Origin of the sequence: Bradyrhizobium denitrificans (assembly GCF_013179005.1) — a bacterium.
Taxonomy (GTDB): Bacteria; Pseudomonadota; Alphaproteobacteria; order Rhizobiales; family Xanthobacteraceae; genus Bradyrhizobium; species Bradyrhizobium denitrificans.
This window is the reverse complement of record NZ_JABFDP010000001.1, coordinates 103,531-123,681: the sequence shown is the minus strand read 5'-3', so window position 1 is coordinate 123,681 and position 20,151 is coordinate 103,531. Positions and strand designations below refer to the sequence as shown.

At 66.5% G+C, this 20,151-nt stretch carries 15 protein-coding genes; 10 read left to right on the top strand and 5 right to left on the bottom strand.

Going from position 1 to position 20,151, the window contains the following annotated elements; all coding sequences use genetic code 11:
- The first annotated feature begins 42 nt into the window (after nt 1-42).
- Nucleotides 43-1,761 (top strand): N-acyl-D-amino-acid deacylase family protein, encoded by a 1,719-nt coding sequence (locus HL671_RS00435; RefSeq protein ID WP_172235304.1) that lies wholly within the window; start codon nt 43-45, stop codon nt 1,759-1,761.
- 297 nt (nt 1,762-2,058) lie between these two features.
- On the opposite strand, the gene HL671_RS00430 is transcribed toward HL671_RS00435, so the two are convergent.
- The gene (locus HL671_RS00430; protein ID WP_012041006.1) at nt 2,059-3,369 is read right to left on the bottom strand and encodes an MFS transporter; all 1,311 of its coding nucleotides are present in this window, start codon (nt 3,367-3,369) and stop codon (nt 2,059-2,061) included.
- Nucleotides 3,370-3,633: 264 nt separating this feature from the next.
- Between HL671_RS00430 and HL671_RS00425 the strand changes: the two genes are divergently transcribed.
- From HL671_RS00425 to HL671_RS00410, 4 genes are read left to right on the top strand one after another with little or no spacing between them, the layout of a single operon-like run.
- The gene (locus HL671_RS00425; protein ID WP_041750290.1) at nt 3,634-4,287 is read left to right on the top strand and encodes an ABC transporter ATP-binding protein; all 654 of its coding nucleotides are present in this window, start codon (nt 3,634-3,636) and stop codon (nt 4,285-4,287) included.
- Nucleotides 4,284-6,746, top strand: coding sequence for an ABC transporter permease (locus HL671_RS00420; protein ID WP_172235303.1), 2,463 nt, complete (start codon nt 4,284-4,286; stop codon nt 6,744-6,746). Before HL671_RS00425 ends, HL671_RS00420 begins: the two co-directional genes overlap by 4 nt.
- Nucleotides 6,736-7,818 (top strand): lipocalin-like domain-containing protein, encoded by a 1,083-nt coding sequence (locus HL671_RS00415; protein ID WP_172235302.1) that lies wholly within the window; start codon nt 6,736-6,738, stop codon nt 7,816-7,818. The genes HL671_RS00420 and HL671_RS00415 overlap by 11 nt, the downstream gene beginning before the upstream one ends.
- A 24-nt stretch (nt 7,819-7,842) precedes the next feature.
- Nucleotides 7,843-8,235: an MAPEG family protein gene (locus HL671_RS00410; protein WP_012041002.1), complete on the top strand. Its 393-nt coding sequence runs from the start codon at nt 7,843-7,845 to the stop codon at nt 8,233-8,235.
- Nucleotides 8,236-8,292: 57 nt separating this feature from the next.
- Here the strand turns inward: HL671_RS00410 and HL671_RS00405 are convergent, their stop codons facing one another.
- Nucleotides 8,293-9,480: an ABC transporter substrate-binding protein gene (locus tag HL671_RS00405; protein WP_172235301.1), complete on the bottom strand. Its 1,188-nt coding sequence runs from the start codon at nt 9,478-9,480 to the stop codon at nt 8,293-8,295.
- Between the two features lie 313 nt (nt 9,481-9,793).
- Here HL671_RS00405 and HL671_RS00400 point away from each other — a divergent pair, with 313 nt between their 5' ends.
- The 5 genes from HL671_RS00400 to HL671_RS00380 all read left to right on the top strand — a co-directional run bounded on the left by HL671_RS00400 (nt 9,794) and on the right by HL671_RS00380 (nt 14,604).
- Nucleotides 9,794-11,356: an AMP-binding protein gene (locus HL671_RS00400; protein ID WP_172235300.1), complete on the top strand. Its 1,563-nt coding sequence runs from the start codon at nt 9,794-9,796 to the stop codon at nt 11,354-11,356.
- Between the two features lie 97 nt (nt 11,357-11,453).
- Nucleotides 11,454-12,203 (top strand): CBS domain-containing protein, encoded by a 750-nt coding sequence (locus HL671_RS00395; protein WP_012040999.1) that lies wholly within the window; start codon nt 11,454-11,456, stop codon nt 12,201-12,203.
- Nucleotides 12,204-12,215: 12 nt separating this feature from the next.
- Nucleotides 12,216-12,524, top strand: coding sequence for a cytochrome c family protein (locus HL671_RS00390; RefSeq protein WP_012040998.1), 309 nt, complete (start codon nt 12,216-12,218; stop codon nt 12,522-12,524).
- 348 nt (nt 12,525-12,872) lie between these two features.
- A complete protein-coding gene (locus tag HL671_RS00385) occupies nt 12,873-14,255 on the top strand; it encodes a sensor histidine kinase (RefSeq protein ID WP_172235299.1) in 1,383 nt (460 codons plus the stop codon).
- The gene (locus tag HL671_RS00380) at nt 14,242-14,604 is read left to right on the top strand and encodes a response regulator (RefSeq protein WP_083780588.1); all 363 of its coding nucleotides are present in this window, start codon (nt 14,242-14,244) and stop codon (nt 14,602-14,604) included. The genes HL671_RS00385 and HL671_RS00380 overlap by 14 nt, the downstream gene beginning before the upstream one ends.
- Nucleotides 14,605-14,697: 93 nt before the next feature.
- Here the strand turns inward: HL671_RS00380 and HL671_RS00375 are convergent, their stop codons facing one another.
- The 3 genes from HL671_RS00375 to HL671_RS00365 all read right to left on the bottom strand — a co-directional run bounded on the left by HL671_RS00375 (nt 14,698) and on the right by HL671_RS00365 (nt 20,058).
- Entirely contained in the window at nt 14,698-16,653 is a 1,956-nt protein-coding gene (locus tag HL671_RS00375) for an acetyl/propionyl/methylcrotonyl-CoA carboxylase subunit alpha (RefSeq protein WP_172235445.1), read from the bottom strand.
- Between the two features lie 17 nt (nt 16,654-16,670).
- Nucleotides 16,671-18,287, bottom strand: a complete 1,617-nt coding sequence (locus HL671_RS00370; protein ID WP_172235298.1) for an acyl-CoA carboxylase subunit beta — start codon at nt 18,285-18,287, stop codon at nt 16,671-16,673.
- A gap of 172 nt (nt 18,288-18,459) precedes the next feature.
- Entirely contained in the window at nt 18,460-20,058 is a 1,599-nt protein-coding gene (locus tag HL671_RS00365; RefSeq protein ID WP_172235297.1) for an AMP-binding protein, read from the bottom strand.
- Nucleotides 20,059-20,151: the final 93 nt, after the last annotated feature.

Here is a 20,151-nt window from a genome sequence, read left to right as displayed (position 1 = left end):
CGATGATATCCCCAGAACAACACGATCCGGGGAAGACACGCCATGACGCAGCCAGATCTCGTGATCCGCGGCGGAACCATCGCCGACGGCTCGGGCGGCGAGCTCCATGAGGCCGATGTCGCAATCGCGAACGGCCTCATCGTCGAAGTCGGCAAGATCCAAGCGTCCGGCCGCGAGGAGATCGACGCACGCGGCAAGCTCGTGACGCCCGGCTTCGTCGACGTTCACACCCATTACGACGGCCAAGTGACGTGGAGCCACGACATCTCGCCATCGTCGCAGAACGGCGTCACCACGGCGATCATGGGCAATTGCGGCGTCGGCTTCGCGCCATGCCGGCCGGCCGATCACCAGCGGCTGATCCAGCTGATGGAAGGGGTCGAGGACATTCCCGAGCCGGTGCTCGAGGCCGGCATTCCCTGGGAATGGGAAAGCTTCCCGGACTACATGGCGTGGCTCGGCAGACGCGAATTCGATCTCGACATCGGCGCCCAGCTGCCGCATGCAGCGTTGCGCGTCTATGTGATGGGCGAGCGCGGCGCGCGACGCGATCCTGCCACGGCCGACGACAACCGCGCGATGGCCGTGCTGGCGCGCGATGCAGTCAAGGCCGGCGCGCTCGGCTTCTCGACCTCACGTACCCTCAACCACCGGACATCGACCGGCGACTACACGCCGACCTTGAAAGCCGGCGAGGACGAGCTGACGACGATCGCCGAGGCGATGCAGAGCGCCGGGCGCAGCGTGCTGCAATTCGTGTTGGACATCTCCACTATTCATGAAGACCTGCCGATGATGCTGCGCATCGCGGACAAAACGAGATGCCCGATCTCGTTCTCGGTGACGCAGAACGACCGCGCGCCGCAGCGCTGGAGGCAGACCCTGGCCGAGATCAACAGCGCGGCCGCGCGCGGCCTGTCGGTGACGGCACAGATCGCCGCGCGCCCTGTTGGCCTGCTGCTCGGGCTGGAGCTGTCGCGCAACCCGCTGCAGACCCATCCGAGCTATCAGGCGATCGCGCATCTGCCGCTGGCCGAGCGTGTCGCGCGGATGCGCGATCCGCAGCTGCGCGCAGCGATCCTGAGCGAACAGGCCCGCGCGACCGACGATCCGCTGTTCTTCAGGCCGAACTACGACAAAATGTATCTGCTCGGCGATCCGCCGGATTATGAACAGCCGCCGGAACAGTCGCTCGGCGCCCAGGCCCGTGCGCGCGGCTGCCGGCCGGAGGAGCTGGCTTACGACGCGATGCTGTCAGACCAGGGGCGCGGCATGCTCTACGTCCCGTTCCTGAACTATTCCGACGGCAATCTCGACGCCACCTATGAGATGCTGCGCGATCCGCGCAGCGTGCCCGGCCTCAGCGATGGCGGCGCGCATTGCGGCATCATCTGCGATGCGAGCTTCCCGACCTATCTGCTGACGCACTGGACGCGCGACCGCAAGCGCGGTGACAAGCTCTCAATTCCCTTCGTCGTCGCGGCGCAGTCGCGCAAGACCGCGCTCTCGGTCGGTCTCGACGATCGCGGCCTGATCGCCCCCGGCTACAAGGCGGATGTGAACGTCATCGACTACGGCCGGCTGCATCTGCATCCGCCCAAGGTCCATTACGACCTGCCGGTCGGCGGCCGGCGGCTGATGCAGGAGGTCGACGGTTATGACGCGACGATCGTCTCGGGGGTGGTGACGCGCCGGCACGGCGAAGCCACCGGTGCGAGGCCGGGGCGGCTGGTCAAGGGCGCGCGCAGCGGCGTGCAATAGAGGGAGCCAACCTCCCGCCGCATCGTCAAGATGCGCGTCTCACATTCGATGTCATTCCGGGCAAGTCCGGCAACGCGAAAGCGTTGGCGGATGCCGCCCCGGCCCCCTACACCACAGCGGATGTGGCTGGGACGCAAATGGTCGGCGACCGTGACTCGAACAAGTCCCTGAGGTTATGGATCCCGGATCTGCGCGCGCGTCGCGCGCGCTTGTCCGGCACGACGCCGAGAACGTGGTTGGCAGCCTCTCGCCCGCAGCTCCACGATACTCATCTGTCGCGCCCCGCCCAGCTACGGCTCAGGCGAATTCCGGCGCGACAGCCTGATGCGCCTGCAGGCGCGCGCGCTCGGTGTTCGGCCAGAGCAGCGCAAGCCCGGTGAGGCCGGCGATCACCATGATCACGGCGTTGATGGTGAAGCCGGACATGTAGCCGTCGAGCAGACTGCCCGAGGCCTGGATCATCTTGCCCATCACCACCGGCGCGATGATGCCGGCGAGCGTGTAGAGCGCGCCATAGATGGCGATGACGGCGCCGCGCTGGGACACCGGCGTGAACTCACCGATCATCGGCGCGCAGACGACATAGATCGACCCGCACAGCCCCGAGCCGACGACGAGCAGCGCGATCCGCGTGGTGGCGCCGTCGACATGCGGCATCGCTGCCATCAGCATGCCGCCGAAGATCAACGGCGTCGCCCCGAGCACCCCGCGGGCCATGCGCGTCGAGACGCCCCGCGCCATCAGCCGCTGCGACAGCCAGCCCGTGGTCATCACCACGCACGCACCGAACACCCAGGGCAGGATCGAGATGAAGCCGGCCTGCTGCTGCGAGAAACCGAGCCCCTTGACCAGGAACGGCGTGAACCAGGTGAGCCCGAGCGACAGCGCCCAATAGGCGCCGAAGGTCGCGGCGACGCAGCCGACGAAGGTGCGCGACGTCAGGAGCTGCAGATAGGGCACGCGCTGCTCGCGCAATCCGGCAAGTTCGATCTCGGCCAGCGGCCCTTCCTGGCCGAGCCACAGCCATGCGGCGCTCCACATCAGTCCGACGATGCCGAGTGCTCCGAAGGCGTAATGCCAGCCATAATTCACGATCACGAAGTTCAGCGCGGGCACTGCGAGAATGACGCCGAAGGCGGAGCCCTGCGACAGGATCGCGGTCGGCATCGCCCGCTTCTCGTCGGGAAACCATTTGTAGATCGCGTGGACGGCCACCGAGGCCGCGGGCCCCTCGCCGGCGCCGAGAATGATTCGGCAGATCAGGAGCGTGGTGAAGCCGACGCTGCCGACCATCGGAAACTGCGCCACCGCCCAGACCAGCGCCAGCACGAGCAGGACCCAGCGCGTCGGCACCTTGTTGACGATGAAACCGACGACGATGGCCGAGATCGAAAACAGAAAGAAGAAGGAGGAGCCCAGCAGTCCGAACTGCTCGGCTGAGAGGTTGAGCTCGGTCATGATCGGCACGCCAGCGAGGCCGACCACGATCTTGTCGGCGAAATTCACCAGCATGAACAGGAACAGCAGGAAGGTGACCTTCCAGGCTCCCTTCGGCGTCGCTGCCGGTCTCGTACGGGATGTGCCTTGAAGCGTCGTCGGCGCGGCCATGTTTCTTCCCCGTCATTGTTATGATCCGCCCCTGTTGTTCGGGCGTTTTGCCGATGCTACCCACGAAGCGGCGCCACAAGCAACCAGCTCGCGAGCTAAGTTGTTGCTGCAACGCAAGAATCATCCCTCTGGGGCTGCGCAGGGGAACTTGCGCAACCTGGTCACGAGCGAGCTGCCATCACATCATGGGCGTTGCCAAGAACGAGCGGATGATGTTCGCGTTGGCCCTTGTTATGTTGTGACGCAACAACCGCGATCAGGCTCGTGCTCAACATCCGCCATCTTACCAAGTCCTATCGATCCGGCGGCGAGCCGGTCAAAGTCCTGCGCGGCGTCGACCTCACGGTCGCCGCGGGCGAGCGCGTGGCGCTGACGGGGGAATCCGGCTCCGGCAAGAGCACGCTGCTGCATCTGATCGCCGGGCTCGACGCCGCCGATGGCGGCGACATCCTGCTCGAAGGCGCCTCGATCGGCACGCTGGACGACGCGGCGCGCGCAGCGATCCGACGCGAACGGCTCGGCCTCGTGTTCCAGCAGTTCAATCTGGTGCCGAGCCTGTCGGTGGCAGACAATCTCAACTTTCAGGCCCGGCTCGCCGGACGCCACGATCCCGCCTGGCACACCGAGCTGGTTGAGCGGCTCGGGCTCAAGCCATTGCTCAAGCGTTATCCGGAGCAATTGTCGGGCGGCCAGCAGCAGCGCGTCGCGATCGGCCGCGCGCTGGCGGTCAGGCCCAGCCTGCTGCTCGCGGACGAGCCGACCGGCAATCTCGACGAGGACACCGCCGACGAGGTGATGGCGCTGACGCGCGACCTCGTCGCGCGCACCGGCTGCGGCTTCCTGATGGTGACGCATAGCGCACGGCTGGCGGCGATGCTCGACCGCCAGGTTCACCTGCATGCCGGACGCGTCGCATGAGACGCGCATTGTGGATTCTTGCCGTGCTGCTCAGTCATTGGCGCCGGCATCCGATGCAGCTCGCGACGCTGCTGATCGGATTGATCTCGGCGACGGCGCTGTGGAGCGGTGTGCAGGCGTTGAACCAGCAGGCGCGCAATTCCTATGACCGGGCGGCAGCGATCTTCGGCGGCGCGCGCACGCCGATGCTGGTCGCAAGCGACGGCAAGATGCTGCCGCAGAGCGTGTTCGCCGAGTTGCGCCGCGCCGGCTGGCCGGTGTCGCCGGTCGTCGAGGGCCGCGTGCAGTTCGATGGACATTCCATCCGATTGCTCGGGATCGAGCCGTTCAGCATTCCCCGCGAGGTCGGCGACGCGCCGAGGGTCGGACGCAGCGAGCTCGAGGCGTTTCTGACGCCGCCGCATCGCACCCTGATCTCGCCGGAGACGCTGGCGGATTTCGGACTGAAGGAGGGCACGGCGCCGCGGCTGAGCAACGACGCCCTGCTGCCGCCGCTGATGGCGCAGCAGCAGCTCGCGCCCGGCGTGCTCGTCGTCGACATCGGCGACGCGCAGCGGCTGCTCGGCAAACAGGGCCAGATCTCCCGGCTCCTCGTCGGTCAAACACCGGGCAAGCGGGAGCCGCTGAAGAGCTTCGCAGGCGGCCGGCTGCAACTGGTGCAGCCCGAGGCCGAGACCGATCTGGAACGGCTGACCGACAGCTTCCACCTCAACCTCACCGCCTTCGGGCTGCTGTCCTTCGTGGTCGGTCTCTTCATCGTCAACTCCGCGATCGGCCTCGCCTTCGAGCAGCGGCTGCCGGTGCTGCGCACCTTGCGCGCCTGCGGCGTCTCGGCCCGGCAGCTCAACAGCGTGCTGATCGGCGAGCTCGTCGCCTTCGCGCTCGTCGCAGGTCTTGTCGGCCTGGTGTGCGGCTACATCATCGCCGCGGCGCTGCTGCCGAATGTCGCCGCGTCGCTGCGCGGTCTCTATGGCGCGCAGGTGCCTGGCGAGCTCAGCTTGCGGCCGGAATGGTGGGTGGCCGGCCTCGTGATCAGCGTCGTCGGCGCGCTCGCCGCCGCAACGACAAGCCTGATCAAGGCGATGCGGCTGCCGATCCTGTCGACCGCGCAACCCTATGCCTGGCAGGAGGCGCAGCGGCGCTGGCTCAAGCTGCAGAGCGCCGCGGCGCTCGCCTTCTTCGTGGCTGCCGGCCTGCTGCTGTGGCTCGGTCAGTCATTGCTGGCCGGCTTCGGCGTGCTCGCGGCGCTGATGCTCGGCGCCGCTCTGCTGCTGCCGGCGATCCTGGAGATCGTGCTGCGGCTCGGCGAGCGCGGCGCACGCGCCGCACTGGCGCAATGGTTCTGGGCCGACAGCCGCCAGCAGATTTCGGGCCTGTCGCTGGCGCTGATGGCGCTGCTGCTGGCGCTCGCCGTCAATGTCGGCGTGGCCACCATGGTGGAGACCTTCAGCCGCACCTTCCTGGTCTGGCTCGATGGCCGGCTCGCGGCCGACGTCTATATCAGCGCGGCCGACGAAGCGCAGGCGCGCGACATCCAGGCCTGGCTGCGCACGCGGCCCGAGGTGCGGGCGGTGCTGCCGGGCGGCCGCGCCGAGATCCAGCTCGCCGGCGCCCCGATCGACGTGCTCGGCCTGCCCGATCACGACACCTACCGTGAGCATTGGCCGCTGCTGCAGGCCGGCAGCGACGCCTGGAAACAGCTGGTGCGCGGCGACGGCGGCTTCGTCAGCGAGCAGCTTGCGCGTCGGCTGCATCTCGCGATCGGCGACTGGATCGACATTCCCGCGCCGACCGGCGATTGGCGCATCAACGTCGCGGGCATCTATGCTGATTATGGCAATCCGAAGGGACAGGTCACGGTGAACGTCGCCGCGCTCACGCGGCGCTTCCCGGCGACGCCGATCACCCGCATGGCGGTGCGTGCGGCGCCGGCCGACGTGCCGGGGCTGATCGCGGCGCTGACCGACAGGTTCGGCCTCGATGGCCGCAACGTCGTCGATCAGGCCACCGTGAAGCAGGAATCGAAGCAGATCTTCAACCGCACCTTTGCGGTGACCGGCGCGCTCAACACCTTCACGCTCGGCGTCGCTGCGATCGCGCTGCTGACCAGCCTGCTGACCCTCGCCAACTCGCGGCTGCCACAGCTCGCGCCGCTCTGGGCGATCGGGCTGACGCGCCGGCGCCTGGCCGAGGTGGAACTGCTGAAGACGCTGTCGCTCGCCGGCCTCACCGCGCTGCTGGCGCTGCCGCTCGGGCTTATGGTGGCATGGTGCCTGATCGCCATCGTCAATGTGAAGGCGTTCGGCTGGCGGCTGCCATTCGACGTGTTTCCGCTGCAGCTGATCCGGCTGTTGATCGTCACGCTGGTCGCGGCGCTGATCGCCTCGCTGCTGCCGGTGCTGCGGCTGGCGCGGATGCAGCCGGCCCAACTGGTCAGGACCTTCACCATTGAGCGCTAGAGCCACCTTGACGCGACGCCACCTGATCGGCGGGCTCGGCCTGCTGGCGCTGCCGCGCCTTGCGCGGGCACAGGGCTTTGCGGGTCTGAGCGATAGCGCGGACGGCTTTACGCCGGTCACGCCGGGCAAGGCCTTCAGCTTCCCCGCCGACCACGCTCCGCATGACGATTTCCGCATCGAATGGTGGTACGTCACCGCCAATCTCAGCGACGCCGGCGGCAGGGCCTACGGCCTGCAATGGACGCTGTTCCGCTCAGCGGCGCGGCCCGGGCCGCAGGCCGAAGGCTTCGACAATCAGCAGCTCTGGATGGCGCATGCGGCGGTGACGCGCGCCGACAGCCACCGCTCGACCGAGAAATTCGCGCGCGGCGGCATCGGCCAGGCCGGCGTCGAGGGCAAGCCGTTCCAGGCCTGGATCGACGACTGGCAGCTGCGCGGCACCGGCGCAACTGATGATCAGACGCTGGCCCCCCTCGACATGACGGCGAGTACGGCCGACTTCTCCTATGCGCTGCATCTGGAGGCGGGCCGTCCGGTCGTGCTGCAGGGCATCGGCGGCTACAGCCGCAAATCCGAGCGCGGCCAGGCGTCCTACTATTACAGCCAACCCTTCTATCGCGCGCGCGGCCGCATCATCTTCGACGACACGCCGGTCGAGGTCACAGGGATGGCCTGGCTCGACCGCGAATGGAGCAGCCAGCCGTTGGCGTCCGACCAGAGCGGCTGGGACTGGTTCGCGCTGCATTTTGCGGGCGGCGAGAAGTTGATGCTGTACCGGATGCGGCAGGGAAACGGCGACTACACGTCGGGCACCTGGATCACCGCCGACGGCGCCGCGCGTCAGCTCGGTCCCGACGGCATCGCGATGAGGCCGACGGAGACGGTCGCGATCGGCGAGCGCAAACTGCCGGTCGGCTGGCGCGTCGAGATTGCGGCGCTCGGCATTGCGATCGACACCGCCCCGCTCAATCCGAAGGCCTGGATGGGCACGCGCGTTCCGTATTGGGAGGGGCCGATCAGCTTCAGGGGCAGCCACAGCGGGGTGGGCTATCTCGAGCTGACCGGATATTGAGAAGGCTTAACGGGGGAAACAAGCATGTACCACTTCACCGCGATCGTCACCGTGCTCGCGCTGCTGCTGTACTTCTACATGTCGATCCTGGTCGGGCAGGCCCGCGGCAAGTTCGGCATCAAGGCGCCGGCCACGACCGGCAATGCCGAGTTCGAGCGCGTCTTCCGCATCCACATGAACACGCTGGAATGGCTGCCGATCTTCCTGCCGGCGCTGTGGCTGTTCGCGATCTATGTCAGCGACGCGATCGCGGCGCTGCTCGGCCTGGCCTGGATCGTCGGCCGCGCGATGTACATGACTTCCTACGCCAAGGCTGCGGAGAAGCGCGGCACCGGCTTCGGCGTGCAGGCGCTCGCCGCCTTGGCGCTCCTGGTGGGCGCGCTGATCGCCATCGTCTGGCGGATGCTGCAGGGCTGATTGCCACACACGGCTGCCGTCCCGACATTCGCCGGGACGACAGCGGGGCGAGGCGGCTTACTTCGTCAGCGGGCAGCCGCTGTCCTTGGCGGAGAAGAACGCCTTGTCGCCGGGCACCGTGGCGAGCTGCTTGTAGTAGTCCCACGGCTTCTTCGATTCCGACGGCTTCTTGACCTCGAACAGATACATGTCGTGGACCATGCGGCCGTTGGCGAGCACCTTGCCCTGCGCGAACGCGTCGTCGACCGGCAGCTCCTTCAGCTTTGCAGCCACCGCGTCGGAGTCCTTGCTGCCCGCAGCCTTCACGGCCTTCAGATAGGACAAGGTCGCCGAATAGGTGCCGGCGTGGATCATGCTCGGCATCCGGCCGGTGCGCTTCATGAACCGCTCGCTGAAGGCGCGGGCCTTGTCGTCGTGATCCCAATAGAAGCCCTCGGTCAGCACCAGCCCCTGCGCCGCCTCGAGCCCGAGGCCGTGCACCTCCGACAAGGTCATCAGCAGGCCGGCCAGCTTCTGGCCACCCTTCACGATGCCGAACTCGGCGGCCTGCTTGATCGAGTTGGTGGTGTCGAGGCCGGCATTGGCGAGCCCGATGATCTTGGCCTTCGAGCTCTGCGCCTGCAGCAGGAAGGACGAGAAATCCGACGAGTTCAGCGGGATGCGCACCGAGCCCAGCACCTTGCCGCCCTTCGACGTCACGATGTCGCTGGTGTCCTTTTCCAGTGCATAGCCGAAGGCGTAATCTGCGGTCATGAAGAACCAGCTATCGCCACCGGATTCGACCAGTGCACCACCGGTGCCGACCGCGAGCGCGCGGGTGTCATAGGCCCAATGGAAGCCATAGGGCGTGCAGGCATCGCCCGTGATGCGCGAGGTCGCAGCGCCCACCACGATGTCGATCTTCTTCTTCTCCTTCGACAGCTCCTGGATCGCGAGCGCGACCGAGGAGGTCGTCAGCTCGGTGATCATGTCGACCCCCTCGGTGTCGTACCAGCGCCGCGCGATCGACGAGGCAAGATCCGGCTTGTTCTGGTGGTCGGCGGTGACCAGCTCGACCTTCTGCCCCAGCACCTCGCCGCCGAAATCCTCGATCGCCATCTTGGCGGCCTCGACGGAATATTTGCCGCCGTAATCGGCGTAGACGCCGGACTGATCGTTGAGAATGCCGATCTTGACCTGGGCCGAGGCCGGCGCCGCCACCATCAGCGCGCCAACCGCAGCAAAAGCCAGCAAGCTCGATTTCATATCGTCTCTCCCGGAGTTTTTTGGTCTTGAGAAGTCATTCGTTTTGGAATGCGCCGTCATGTTATGCCAGAACCCCGGCGGCGCCCATCCCTTCCCGCCTCAGCCAATGGAATGAAAGGCGTGTTGAGGGCTCCCGGCTCCTCCGCTACAGTCACGTCCAAGCAATAAGCGGCCGTCCTGCGGGATGGTGCATGCGGCAGGAGACAGCCTGAGGGCGTGAGGCGGGCGTTGCCCCGTCCCCGCCAGTGCGCTCGCTGTTCTCCCTCATGCACTCTCCTGCAAACCGAACGGCAGACATTCGCAGGGAGGACTCATGTACACCGGCAAGCACGCCCGGCTGCGCCCGCTGCAGCCCGCCTTCATCATGGCCTCCACCGGCGAGGCGGTCACCTATCGCGAGCTGGAGGCGCGCACGAACCGCCTGGCCCATTTGTTCCGCCAGCGCGGGCTGCAGCGGCTCGATCACTATTCGATCTTCATGGAGAACAACGACCGCTATCTCGAGGCCTGCGGCGCCGGCGAGCGCTCCGGACTGTATTTCACCTGCGTCAACTCCTACCTCACCCCCGGCGAGCTCGCCTACATCCTCAACAACAGCCGGTCGCGGCTGCTGATCACCTCGGTCGCCAAGCTCGACGTCGCGCGCGAGGCGCTGCAGGAGGCGCCCGGCATCGAGCTGTGCATCGTCGTCGACGGGCATCCGGATGAATTTGGCACGAGCGAGCGCATCGTCGGCCTCGCGGAGGCCACCGCCGGCCTGCCGGCAACGCCGATCGCCGACGAGAGCGTCGGCACCGCGATGCTGTATTCCTCCGGCACCACGGGCCGGCCCAAGGGCATTCTCCGGCCGCTGCCCGAGCAGCCGCCGTTGCAACAATTGCCGATCTTCGACTTTCTCGAGAGGCTGTGGCGCTACCGCGAGGGCATGATCTATCTGTCGCCGGCGCCGCTCTATCACTCCGCACCGCAGGCCGCCGTCAACCTTACCATCCGCAGCGGCGGCACCGCCATCATCATGGAGACGTTCGATCCGGAGCGCTACCTCCAGCTCGTGGAGCAATGGGGCATCACCCACACCCAGCTGGTGCCGACGATGTTCTCGCGCATGCTGAAGCTGCCGGAGGAGGTGCGCAGCCGCTACGACCTGTCGTCGCTCGAGGTCGCGATCCATGCCGCCGCGCCCTGCCCGGCGCAGGTCAAGGAGGACATGATCCGCTGGTGGGGACCGATCATCCACGAATATTACGGGGCCACCGAAGGGCTCGGCTTCACGGCCTGCGACAGCGAACAATGGCTCGCGCATCGCGGTACCGTCGGCAAGGTGCTGTTCGGTGACCTGCACATCCTCGACGAGGCCATGCAGCCCTGCCCGGTCGGCACCGCCGGCACGGTGTGGTTCAAGACCGGCTCGCCGTTCGAGTACTTCAACGATCCCGAGCGCACCAAGGAAGCGCGCTCGGCCGACGGCACGATGAGCACCGTCGGCGATGTCGGCTATGTCGATGCCGACGGCTATCTCTACCTCACCGACCGCGCCACCTTCATGATCATCTCGGGCGGCGTGAACATCTATCCGCAGGAATGCGAGAACCTGCTGATCACCCATCCCAAGGTCGCCGACGCCGCCGTGTTCGGCGTGCCCAATCCGGATCTCGGCGAGGAGGTGAAGGCGGTGATCCAGCCGATGTCCGGCATTCCACCCAGCGCCGGGCTCGAAGAGGAGCTGATCGCATTCTGCCGACAGTCACTGTCACGCCAGAAGGTGCCGCGCTCGATCGATTTCGAGAAGGAACTGCCACGGTTGCCGACCGGCAAGCTGTACAAGCGCCTGCTACGCGATCGCTATTGGGGCAACAAGACTTCGCGGATCGTGTAGGACACCCGGGACGGCGTTGATCCTGGTCAAGCGCGCGGCGACACCTGGGGCTATGCTTGTGCGATTGCGACAGCAGCCCTTTTCGCGAGATCACGACATGCGCGCTCATCAGATCATGACGAGATCGGTCATCACCGTGACGCCGGGAACCCCGGTGGCCGAGGCGGCGCGGATCATGCTCCGCAATCACATCGGCGGACTGCCGGTGGTCGATGCCGCGGGGCGACTGGTCGGCATGGTCACCGATGGCGACTTCCTCCGTCGGGCCGAGCTCGGCACCGAGCGGAAGCAGGGCCGCTGGCTCGACCTCCTGGTCGGACGCGGCCGCATCGGCGCCGATTTCGTCCATTCCCATGGCCGCACCGTCGGCGATATCATGAGCCGGCCTGCGGTCACAGTCAGCCCCGATGCGAGTCTCGCCGAGATCGCCGCGATCATGGAGAAGCGCAGCATCAAGCGCCTGCCGGTCGTCAGCGGCGAGCAGCTGGTCGGCATGGTCACTCATACCGACTTCGTCCAGACCCTCGCTGATCTCGCGACGGCGGTGCCGGGCCCCACCCCCGACGATGACGGGCTCCGCACGGCCATCCTCGACGCGCTCGACCAGGCCGCCTGCAAACACTGCCGCTTCAATGTCGTCGTCCGCAACGGCGTCGCGCATCTCACCGGTGCGGTGCGCAACGACCAGGAGCGGGCAACCGCGATCGTGGCGGCCAAGAGCGTTCAGGGCGTCCGCGACGTGCGTGACCATATGTGGGTCTACCCGCCGCCGGAGGAGGAGTTCGGCGGCGGCGATATCGTCTCGCTGCAGGATCAGCCGTCGACCGACGACGACCAGCCGCTGTGAGGAGTGCCGCCCGTGCGTCGAGCCACCGCGTTGTCGATCATGGCGCTGCTGCTGATGGCGACGGTTCCCGGGAGGGCGGAGAACACCGATCATGGGCGTCAGCTCGCGGAGCGCTGGTGCGCCGCGTGCCATGTCGTCGGCACAGAGACCCCCAAGTTCCGCCGCGCCCGGCCATTCGTGGCGATTGCGACCAAGCCGGGCCTGACGAAGGAAACACTGGTCCAGTTCCTTCTCCTGCCTCACGCCACCATGGCTAACAATCCACTCACAGCGGCGGATGCAGCCGATCTCGCGAGCTACATCCTCAGCCTCGGCCAGTAAGCGTCGGTAGCCCGCTCGGCCGAGCGGAATCCAAAGTTCCGGCGCGACGCTGGTGCTTGCGAATGGGTAAAGCCGCCGCCGCAGACCGCCTCGGCGCCGCGACCTCCCGAACCTTTCAGGGAGGTTTCGGCGGAACAAAATCGTCAGATCGACGTTACAGGTGATCGCCGCGATGGGCTGGAGCACGTCGCAACGACCGCTATCGGCCACGGCCGTGTTCCCTGTCCTCGTTGCCGGAAAACCAACAACAAGCAACGAACGAGATAGCCCTTGCATTCGTACACAAACAAGTTGGTAATCGGGTGTGCGGCATCCTCTCCGTCGTCCCGTTAGCAAGGAGCCCGCCACGTGCACGGAATGCCCGGCGCCTCCCCCATGGCCCATGTGAGCGATCACGACACGGCTCATCTCGCCGCGATCGTTGCCTCGTCGGCCGATGCGATCCTGAGCACGACCACGGACGGATCCATCCGCAGCTGGAATGCCGCCTGCGAACGGATGCTTGGCTATAGCGCAACGGAGATGATCGGCAGGCCCGTTGCGGACATCATTCCCGCTGAACTGCACGAGCAGGCGCGCGACATTCGAGACCGGATCGCGACGGGCGAATCGGTCGAGAGCTTCGAGACGGTCCTGCTCAGCAAACAGGGCCGGCCGATCGAGGTGTCCATCACCTATTCGCCGGTGCGCAACCCGCAGGCGGCTGTGGTCGGCATTTCGGCGATCATCCGCGACGTGACCTTGACCAAGAAGGCCGAACGCGGCGCCGCCATGCTGGCCGCCATCGTCGCCTCGTCGTCCGACGGCGTCGTCAGCAAGACCCTGGACGGCACCATCACCAGCTGGAACAAGAGCGCCGAGCGCATCTTCGGCTTCTCGGAAGAGGAGATGATCAACCGCTCGATCCGCACCATCATCCCGCTGGAGCGCCAGGCCGAGGAGGACCGCATCCTCGCCACCGTGGTCTCCGGCGAGATCATCGACAATTTCGAGACGATCCGCCTGCGCAAGGACGGCGCGTTGATCGACGTGTCGGTGACGGTCTCGCCGGTCCGCGACTCCCATGGCCGCATCATCGGCGCGTCCAAGATCGTGCGCGACATCACCGACAAACGCCAAACCCGGGAACAACTGCGCACCTTGCTCGCCGAGGTCAATCATCGCAGCAAGAACCTGCTGTCGCTGGTGCAGGCCATCGCCCGGCAGATGACACGCCGAGGCCGGCCGCTCGATCTCGAACGCTTCCTGCAGCGCCTGCAGGCGATCGCGAGCAATCAGGATCTCCTGATCCAGAACGACTGGCGCTTCATTCCGCTCGGCGGCCTGGTCCGTTCCCAGCTCGGCGCGTTCAGCGACCTGGTCGGCAACCGCATCGCGATCGACGGCCCGGAGATCGAGTTGACGCCGGAAGCGGCGCAGGCGATCGGCATGGCGGTGCACGAGCTCGCGACCAACGCCGCCAAATATGGCGCGCTGTCCAATGACGACGGACATGTCACGCTCCGCTGGGTCCGCGACGGCGACGACTTGGAGATGATTTGGCGCGAAAGCGGCGGCCCCGCGGTTTCGCCGCCGACACATAGCGGCTTCGGAAGCCGCGTGATCTCCGACATGGTCCGGGCCGGGCTGGATGGGATGGTCGATGTCGATTTCGCGCCCGCCGGACTGCGCTGGCACCTGAGATGCCCCCTGCAACGCCTCAGCCGCGGCAGCATCCATGCCCGTCGCTGACAAGATCAATGTCCTGATCGTCGAGGACGATCCCATGATCGGCTTCGATCTCTCCGTCGAGCTGGAGGAAGCAGGCTTCAACGTCGTTGGTGTCGCGCCGACGGTCGCGAAGGCGCTGCATCTCCTGGAGCGACAGCGTTGCGATCTCGCCGTGCTCGACGTCAATCTCGGCCAGGAGACCTCGGCACCGATCGCCCGCGCCTTGATCGCCGCCGGTGTGCCCTTCGTCGCCGTGACCGGCTATGCCGTCGACCAATGTCCGGAAGAATTCGCCACCGCGCCGCTGCTCTCGAAGCCGTTCCAGACCGCCCGGCTGGTGGCGACGTTGAAGCGGCAATTGCACCAGTGAGACTGGCCGGTACCGCGCTGGCAACGGAAGCAAGGCCTGCGCCAGAGCGATTCTGGGTAGGGCAGTTGCCTTACAAATAAGCCCGTTCAATGCTCACGCCGCGATCTCCACCACGATCCGGCCCGTCGTCACCTGATCGCCCTCGGCAACCTCGATCGCGGTCACCGTTCCGGCGAGGCCGGCGGCGTGGACGTGCTCCATCTTCATGGCTTCCAACGTGATGACCGGCTGCCCCACCGCGACGCGATCACCGAGCTTGACCAGCACCGCCACCACGCGCCCGTTCAAGGCGGCGCGCACCTTGCCGTCGCCACCGGCGGCTGCGGAGGATTGCGGTGCAGCCAGCGTGAGGTCGCGGAGGGCCAGCGTCTGACCGCGATGTTGCACGAACAGCTGATCGCCGTCACGCACGAAGCGCGCGCTCTCGGTGATGTCGCCGCGACGAACGCGAATCATATCGCCGGACAACGAGATGACCTCGCAGCCATGTTCGGTCCCGTCACACGTCACGCGATAGCTGCCATCGCGCTCACGCAACAACTCAGCGTCACGAACCGCGCCACCGATCTCGAAACGCAACGGCGTCGCGAAGCTTGCGGCCAGCGAGCGGCCACCGCCGACGGGATGCGCAAGTGGATGGCTGACGGAGAGCACGAGTGTAGCCAGCGCAACGTCAGCCGCAGCGACGGCCGGCGCGTTCAAATCATCGCCGTGCGCCGCGATGAACGCGGTGGTCGCCTTGCCGGCAACGAACGCCGGATGACGCAGGCATGACAGCAAGAAAGTCTGGTTCGTGGTGACGCCGAGCGCCGCCGCCTGCTCAAGTCCGACCATCAGCCGCGCCCGCGCCTCCTCGCGAGACGCGCCATGACTGATCAGCTTGGCGATCATCGAATCATAATATGGCGGGATCTCCGCACCTGATTCCAGCGCATGTTCGACGCGGATTTCCTCCGGCATCTGCCACAACGCCATCCGTCCGGATTTCGGCATGAAGTCCTGCGCGGCATCCTCCGAGCACAGCCGCACCTCGATGGCGTGGCCCTCGAGCCTGATCTGCTCCTGACGGAGCGGCAACGGCTCGCCGGCGGCAACACGCAGCTGCCATTCCACGAGGTCGAGGCCGGTCAGCGCCTCGGTCACGGGGTGCTCGACCTGCAGGCGCGTGTTCATCTCCATGAAGTAGAATTGGCCGTCACCATCGAGCAGGAATTCCAGCGTGCCGGCGCCCTCATAGGCGAGCGCCTTCACGGCCTGTACCGCCACCGCGCCCATGCGCGCGCGCAGCTCGGGACCGACGGCGGGCGACGGCGCCTCCTCGATCAGTTTCTGATGCCGGCGCTGCACCGAGCAGTCGCGCTCGCCGAGATGGACGGCGTTGCCATGGCTGTCACCAAACACCTGGATCTCGATGTGGCGCGGATTGGCGATCGCCTTCTCCAGGATGACGGTGCCGTCACCGAAGGCCGCAGCCGCCTCCGAGCGCGCGCTGCGCAGCATGTCCAAGAACGCATCTGCATCGCTCACCAGCCGCATGCCGCGTCCACCGCCACCGGCGACCGCCTTGATCATCACGGGGAAACCGATGCGGCGCGCTTCGCGCAGCATCGCCTCGTCGTTCTGGTCCTCACCTTGATAGCCGGGCACGCAGGGCACGCCGGCGCGCAGCATGATGTCCTTGGCGCCGGCCTTGTTGCCCATCGCGGCGATCGCGTCAGGCGATGGCCCGATGAACACGAGGCCCGCATCCGTGCACGCCTGCGCAAAATCCTCGTTCTCGGCGAGGAAGCCATAGCCGGGATGCACGGCATCGGCGCCGGTGGCCTTTGCCGCCGCGATGATCGCAGCGATGTTCAGATAGGATTGCGCCGGCGGCGGCGCGCCGATGCGGACGGCCTGGTCGGCGAGCCGCACATGCGGTGCGTCTTGATCCGCATCGGAATACACCGCCACCACGCCATGGCCGAGCCGCCGCGCGGTGCGCATGACGCGCAGCGCGATCTCGCCGCGATTGGCGATCAGCACCTTGTGGAACGGCCTGCGCGACATCGCCTTCACCTCTCCACTCATGGCCTGGCCACCGAGAACTGCATGCGCTGCGGCTCACGCGCCTCAGCCTCGCGGCAGATCGCCAGCACCTCCGACAGCACGGCGCGGGTGTCGCGCGGATCGATCACGCCATCGTCGAGCACGCGGGCGGAGGTCGCGAACACGTCCATCTGGCTGTCGAACACGCTGACGATCTGCGCCTTCATGGCGTCGAGCTTCTCGCGCTCGACCGGCTTGCCGCGGCGCGCCGCGGCCGCTTCCGTCACGATCGCCATCGTCTCGGCCGCCTGCTCGCCGCCCATCACGGCGGTCTTGGCATTCGGCCAGGAGAAGCAGAAGCGCGGATGGAAGCCGCGGCCGCACATGCCGTAATTGCCGGCACCGAACGAGGCGCCGCAATAGATCGTGATCTGCGGCACCGTCGCCGAAGTCACCGCCTGGATCATCTTGGAGCCGTGCTTGATCATGCCGGCCTCCTCATAGGCGCGGCCGACGATGTAGCCGGTGGTGTTGTTGAGATAAAGGATCGGTGTCCGGGTCTGACAGCAGGCCTGGATGAAATGCGTCGCCTTGTTGGCGCCGGCGGGATCGAGCGGGCCGTTGTTGGTGACGATGCCGATCGCCTGGCCCTCGATGCGGGCATGGCCGCACACCGTGGCGGGGCCGTAGTTCGGAGACATCTCGACGAAGTCGCTGTCGTCGACAATCCTGGCGATGACCTGGCGCATGTCGACGGGGCGCTTATGGTCGAGCGGCATGATGCCGAGCAGTTCCTCCTGGTCGTAGCGCGGCGGCTTCGCCATCGTCGCGTCACGCGATGGACGGTCCCAGTTCAGCTTGCCCATGATCTCGCGGGCGATGCGCAAAGCGTCGCGGTCGTCCTCGGCGAGGTAGTCGCCGAGACCCGAGACCGAGGTGTGCATCTCGGCGCCGCCGAGTTCCTCCTCGGTGGCGATCTCGCCGGTCGCGGCCTTCAAGAGTGGCGGCCCGGCGAGGAAGGCGCGAGTGCGGCCGCGGACCATGACGATGTAATCGGACAGACCGGTCTGGTAGGCGCCCCCCGCCGTGGAGGAGCCGTGCGTCACCGTCACGACCGGCAGTCCCGCCGCCGACAGCCGCGCGAGATTGCGAAAGATGTTGCCGCCACGCACGAAATCCTCGACGCGGTAGCGCAGCAGATTGGCGCCGGCGCTCTCGACCAGCTGCACGTAAGGCAGCTTGTTCTCCAGTGCCAGCTCCTGCACCCGCAGGGTCTTGTCGAGGCCGTAAGGCTGCAGCGCGCCGGCATCGATGCCGGCGTCGTTGGCCGACACCATGCAGCGCACGCCGGAGACGAAGCCGATGCCGGCCACGACGCCACCGCCCGGCACGCTCTTCGCCGGGTCCGGCACATCGAACATGTAGCCAGCCAGGGTCGACAGCTCCAGGAACGGCGCGCCGGGATCGAGCACCAGCGCGACGCGCTCACGCGGCAACAGCTGGCCGCGCTGATGGAAACGATCTTTCGCCGCAGCGGAGGCATTGCGCGTCCGCGCCTCGAGATCACGCATGCGCCCGATCAGGCCGAGCATGCCGTCACGATTGGCCTGGAAGGCGGCGCCGGTGGGAGAGATGGTGTTGTCGATGATGGCCATAAGCAACAAGCTCGCTATTGATCGTCATTCCGGGACGCGCGGCTTGTCGGCCGCAGCTCGAAGAGCGAAGGCGGAAGCGCGAGCCCGGACTCCATACTCACGATCGTGGTGATGGATTCCGGGCCTGGCCTTTCGGACCATCCCGGAATGACGAAGGAGTTGGTGGAGCGGCTCACGCGCTCTTCGCCGCGAAATGGTCGCCATAGGCCTGGCGCAGCTCGACCTTGCGCAGCTTGCCGGTGGCAGTCATCGGCATCTCCGCGAGCACGCGGACGAGCTTCGGCACCTGGAAGCCGCCGAGCGACTTGCGGCAATGCTCGAGCAGTTCAGTCTCGCTCGCCTGCGCGCCCGGCTTGAGCTTGACGAAGGCCGATACCGCCTCGCCCCATTGCGGATGCGGCAGGCCGACGACAGCAGCGTTCTGCACCGCCGGATGCGCCAAGAGGGTCTCCTCGATCTTGACCGAGGCGACGTTCTCGCCGCCGGACTTGATCATGTCCTTCTTGCGGTCGAGGAACAGCACCTCGCCATTCTCGATCACCGCGAGATCGCCGGTGTGGTGCCAGCCGAATTTTCGCGCGTCCTCGGTCGATTGGGGGTCCTTGTAGTAGCCCATCATCACGTTGGGTCCGCGATGCACGAGCTCGCCGATCTCGCCCGGCGGCAGCAGATTGCCGGCATCGTCCATGATGGCGGTTTCGTTGACGAACAGCGACTCGCCCCAATAATTGCCGAAGCGGTTAAGCTGGACCTCCGGCCGCGACATCGTCGTCGCCGGATACATCTCGGTCTGGCCGCTGGTCAGCACGAAGTTCGGGCACAGCTCCTTGATCGCACGCTCCAGCAGCGGCCGGCCCATCGGCGCCATCGTATAGAGACAGGTGCGCAGATACGAGAGGTCGAACTCCTTGCGACGCGGATGATCGAGGATGGCCTGATACATCAGCGGCAGGCCAACGAACACGGTCAGGCGGTCGCGCACGATGGCCTCCATGCAGGCCACCGGATCGAAGCCGCGCATCAGCGCCATGCGGCCGCCGACCGAGAGATAGCTCAAGAGCAGCACATGGCCGGCGCAATGGAACAACGGGAACTGCCCGGTGATGCCGTCATCGCGCGACAGCTGCATCTCGATGCAGTTGCTCATGACCGCCATGACCACCGCGAGATGGCAATGCATCGCACCCTTCGGCCGCGACGTCGTGCCGGAGGTGTAGATGATCATCGCGAGATCACGATCGTTGATCGCGATATCCGGCTCGATCTCGGACTGGCCCAGGATCAGCTCGTTGAAGCTAGCGAGCTCTGCCGCCTTCGCCGTGCCGGTGAGGTCGATCGCGATCAGCTCGGCGCCGCGCTTTTCCAGCGCCGCGCGCCGCTCCGGCTGAGCGTGGAGATTGTCGTCGATGATGGCGAAGCGGACCTCGGCGTGACCGAGGATATAATCCATGTCGGCCGGGCCGAGCATGGTATTGATCGGCACCCACACCAGCCCGGCCCGATGGATGCCGAACAGGGCTTTGACGAACTCGATCGAGTTGTTGCAGACCGTGGCGATCTTCTCACCCGGCTTCAACCCCTTGGCGACGAGGTAATTGGCGAAGCGGTTGGCGTCACGCTCCAACTCGGTGAACGTGACCTGGCGGCTGCCGTCAGTGATCGCGACGCGCTCCGGAAAGCGCCGCGCCGCGCGCTTCAAGAGATCGCCGATCGCGACCCGGCCGATGCGGCCGGGTCCGGCTACGCCGCCGGTGGCGTCGAGATTGGTCATCATTCTAGTCCCTCTCCATCCGCGTCATTGCGAGCGCAGCGAAGCAATCCAGGGCGTCACGCGCAGCTCTGGATTGCTTCGCTGCGCTCGCAA

Coding starts and splice junctions, on each gene's coding strand:
- HL671_RS00435 (WP_172235304.1), top strand. CDS start 43: ATGACGCAGCCAGATCTCGTGATCCGCGGCGGAACCATCGCCGACGGC.
- HL671_RS00430 (WP_012041006.1), bottom strand. CDS start 3,369: ATGGCCGCGCCGACGACGCTTCAAGGCACATCCCGTACGAGACCGGCA.
- HL671_RS00420 (WP_172235303.1), top strand. CDS start 4,284: ATGAGACGCGCATTGTGGATTCTTGCCGTGCTGCTCAGTCATTGGCGC.
- HL671_RS00410 (WP_012041002.1), top strand. CDS start 7,843: ATGTACCACTTCACCGCGATCGTCACCGTGCTCGCGCTGCTGCTGTAC.
- HL671_RS00405 (WP_172235301.1), bottom strand. CDS start 9,480: ATGAAATCGAGCTTGCTGGCTTTTGCTGCGGTTGGCGCGCTGATGGTG.
- HL671_RS00400 (WP_172235300.1), top strand. CDS start 9,794: ATGTACACCGGCAAGCACGCCCGGCTGCGCCCGCTGCAGCCCGCCTTC.
- HL671_RS00395 (WP_012040999.1), top strand. CDS start 11,454: ATGCGCGCTCATCAGATCATGACGAGATCGGTCATCACCGTGACGCCG.
- HL671_RS00380 (WP_083780588.1), top strand. CDS start 14,242: ATGCCCGTCGCTGACAAGATCAATGTCCTGATCGTCGAGGACGATCCC.
- HL671_RS00375 (WP_172235445.1), bottom strand. CDS start 16,653: ATGTCGCGCAGGCCGTTCCACAAGGTGCTGATCGCCAATCGCGGCGAG.
- HL671_RS00370 (WP_172235298.1), bottom strand. CDS start 18,287: ATGGCCATCATCGACAACACCATCTCTCCCACCGGCGCCGCCTTCCAG.
- HL671_RS00365 (WP_172235297.1), bottom strand. CDS start 20,058: ATGACCAATCTCGACGCCACCGGCGGCGTAGCCGGACCCGGCCGCATC.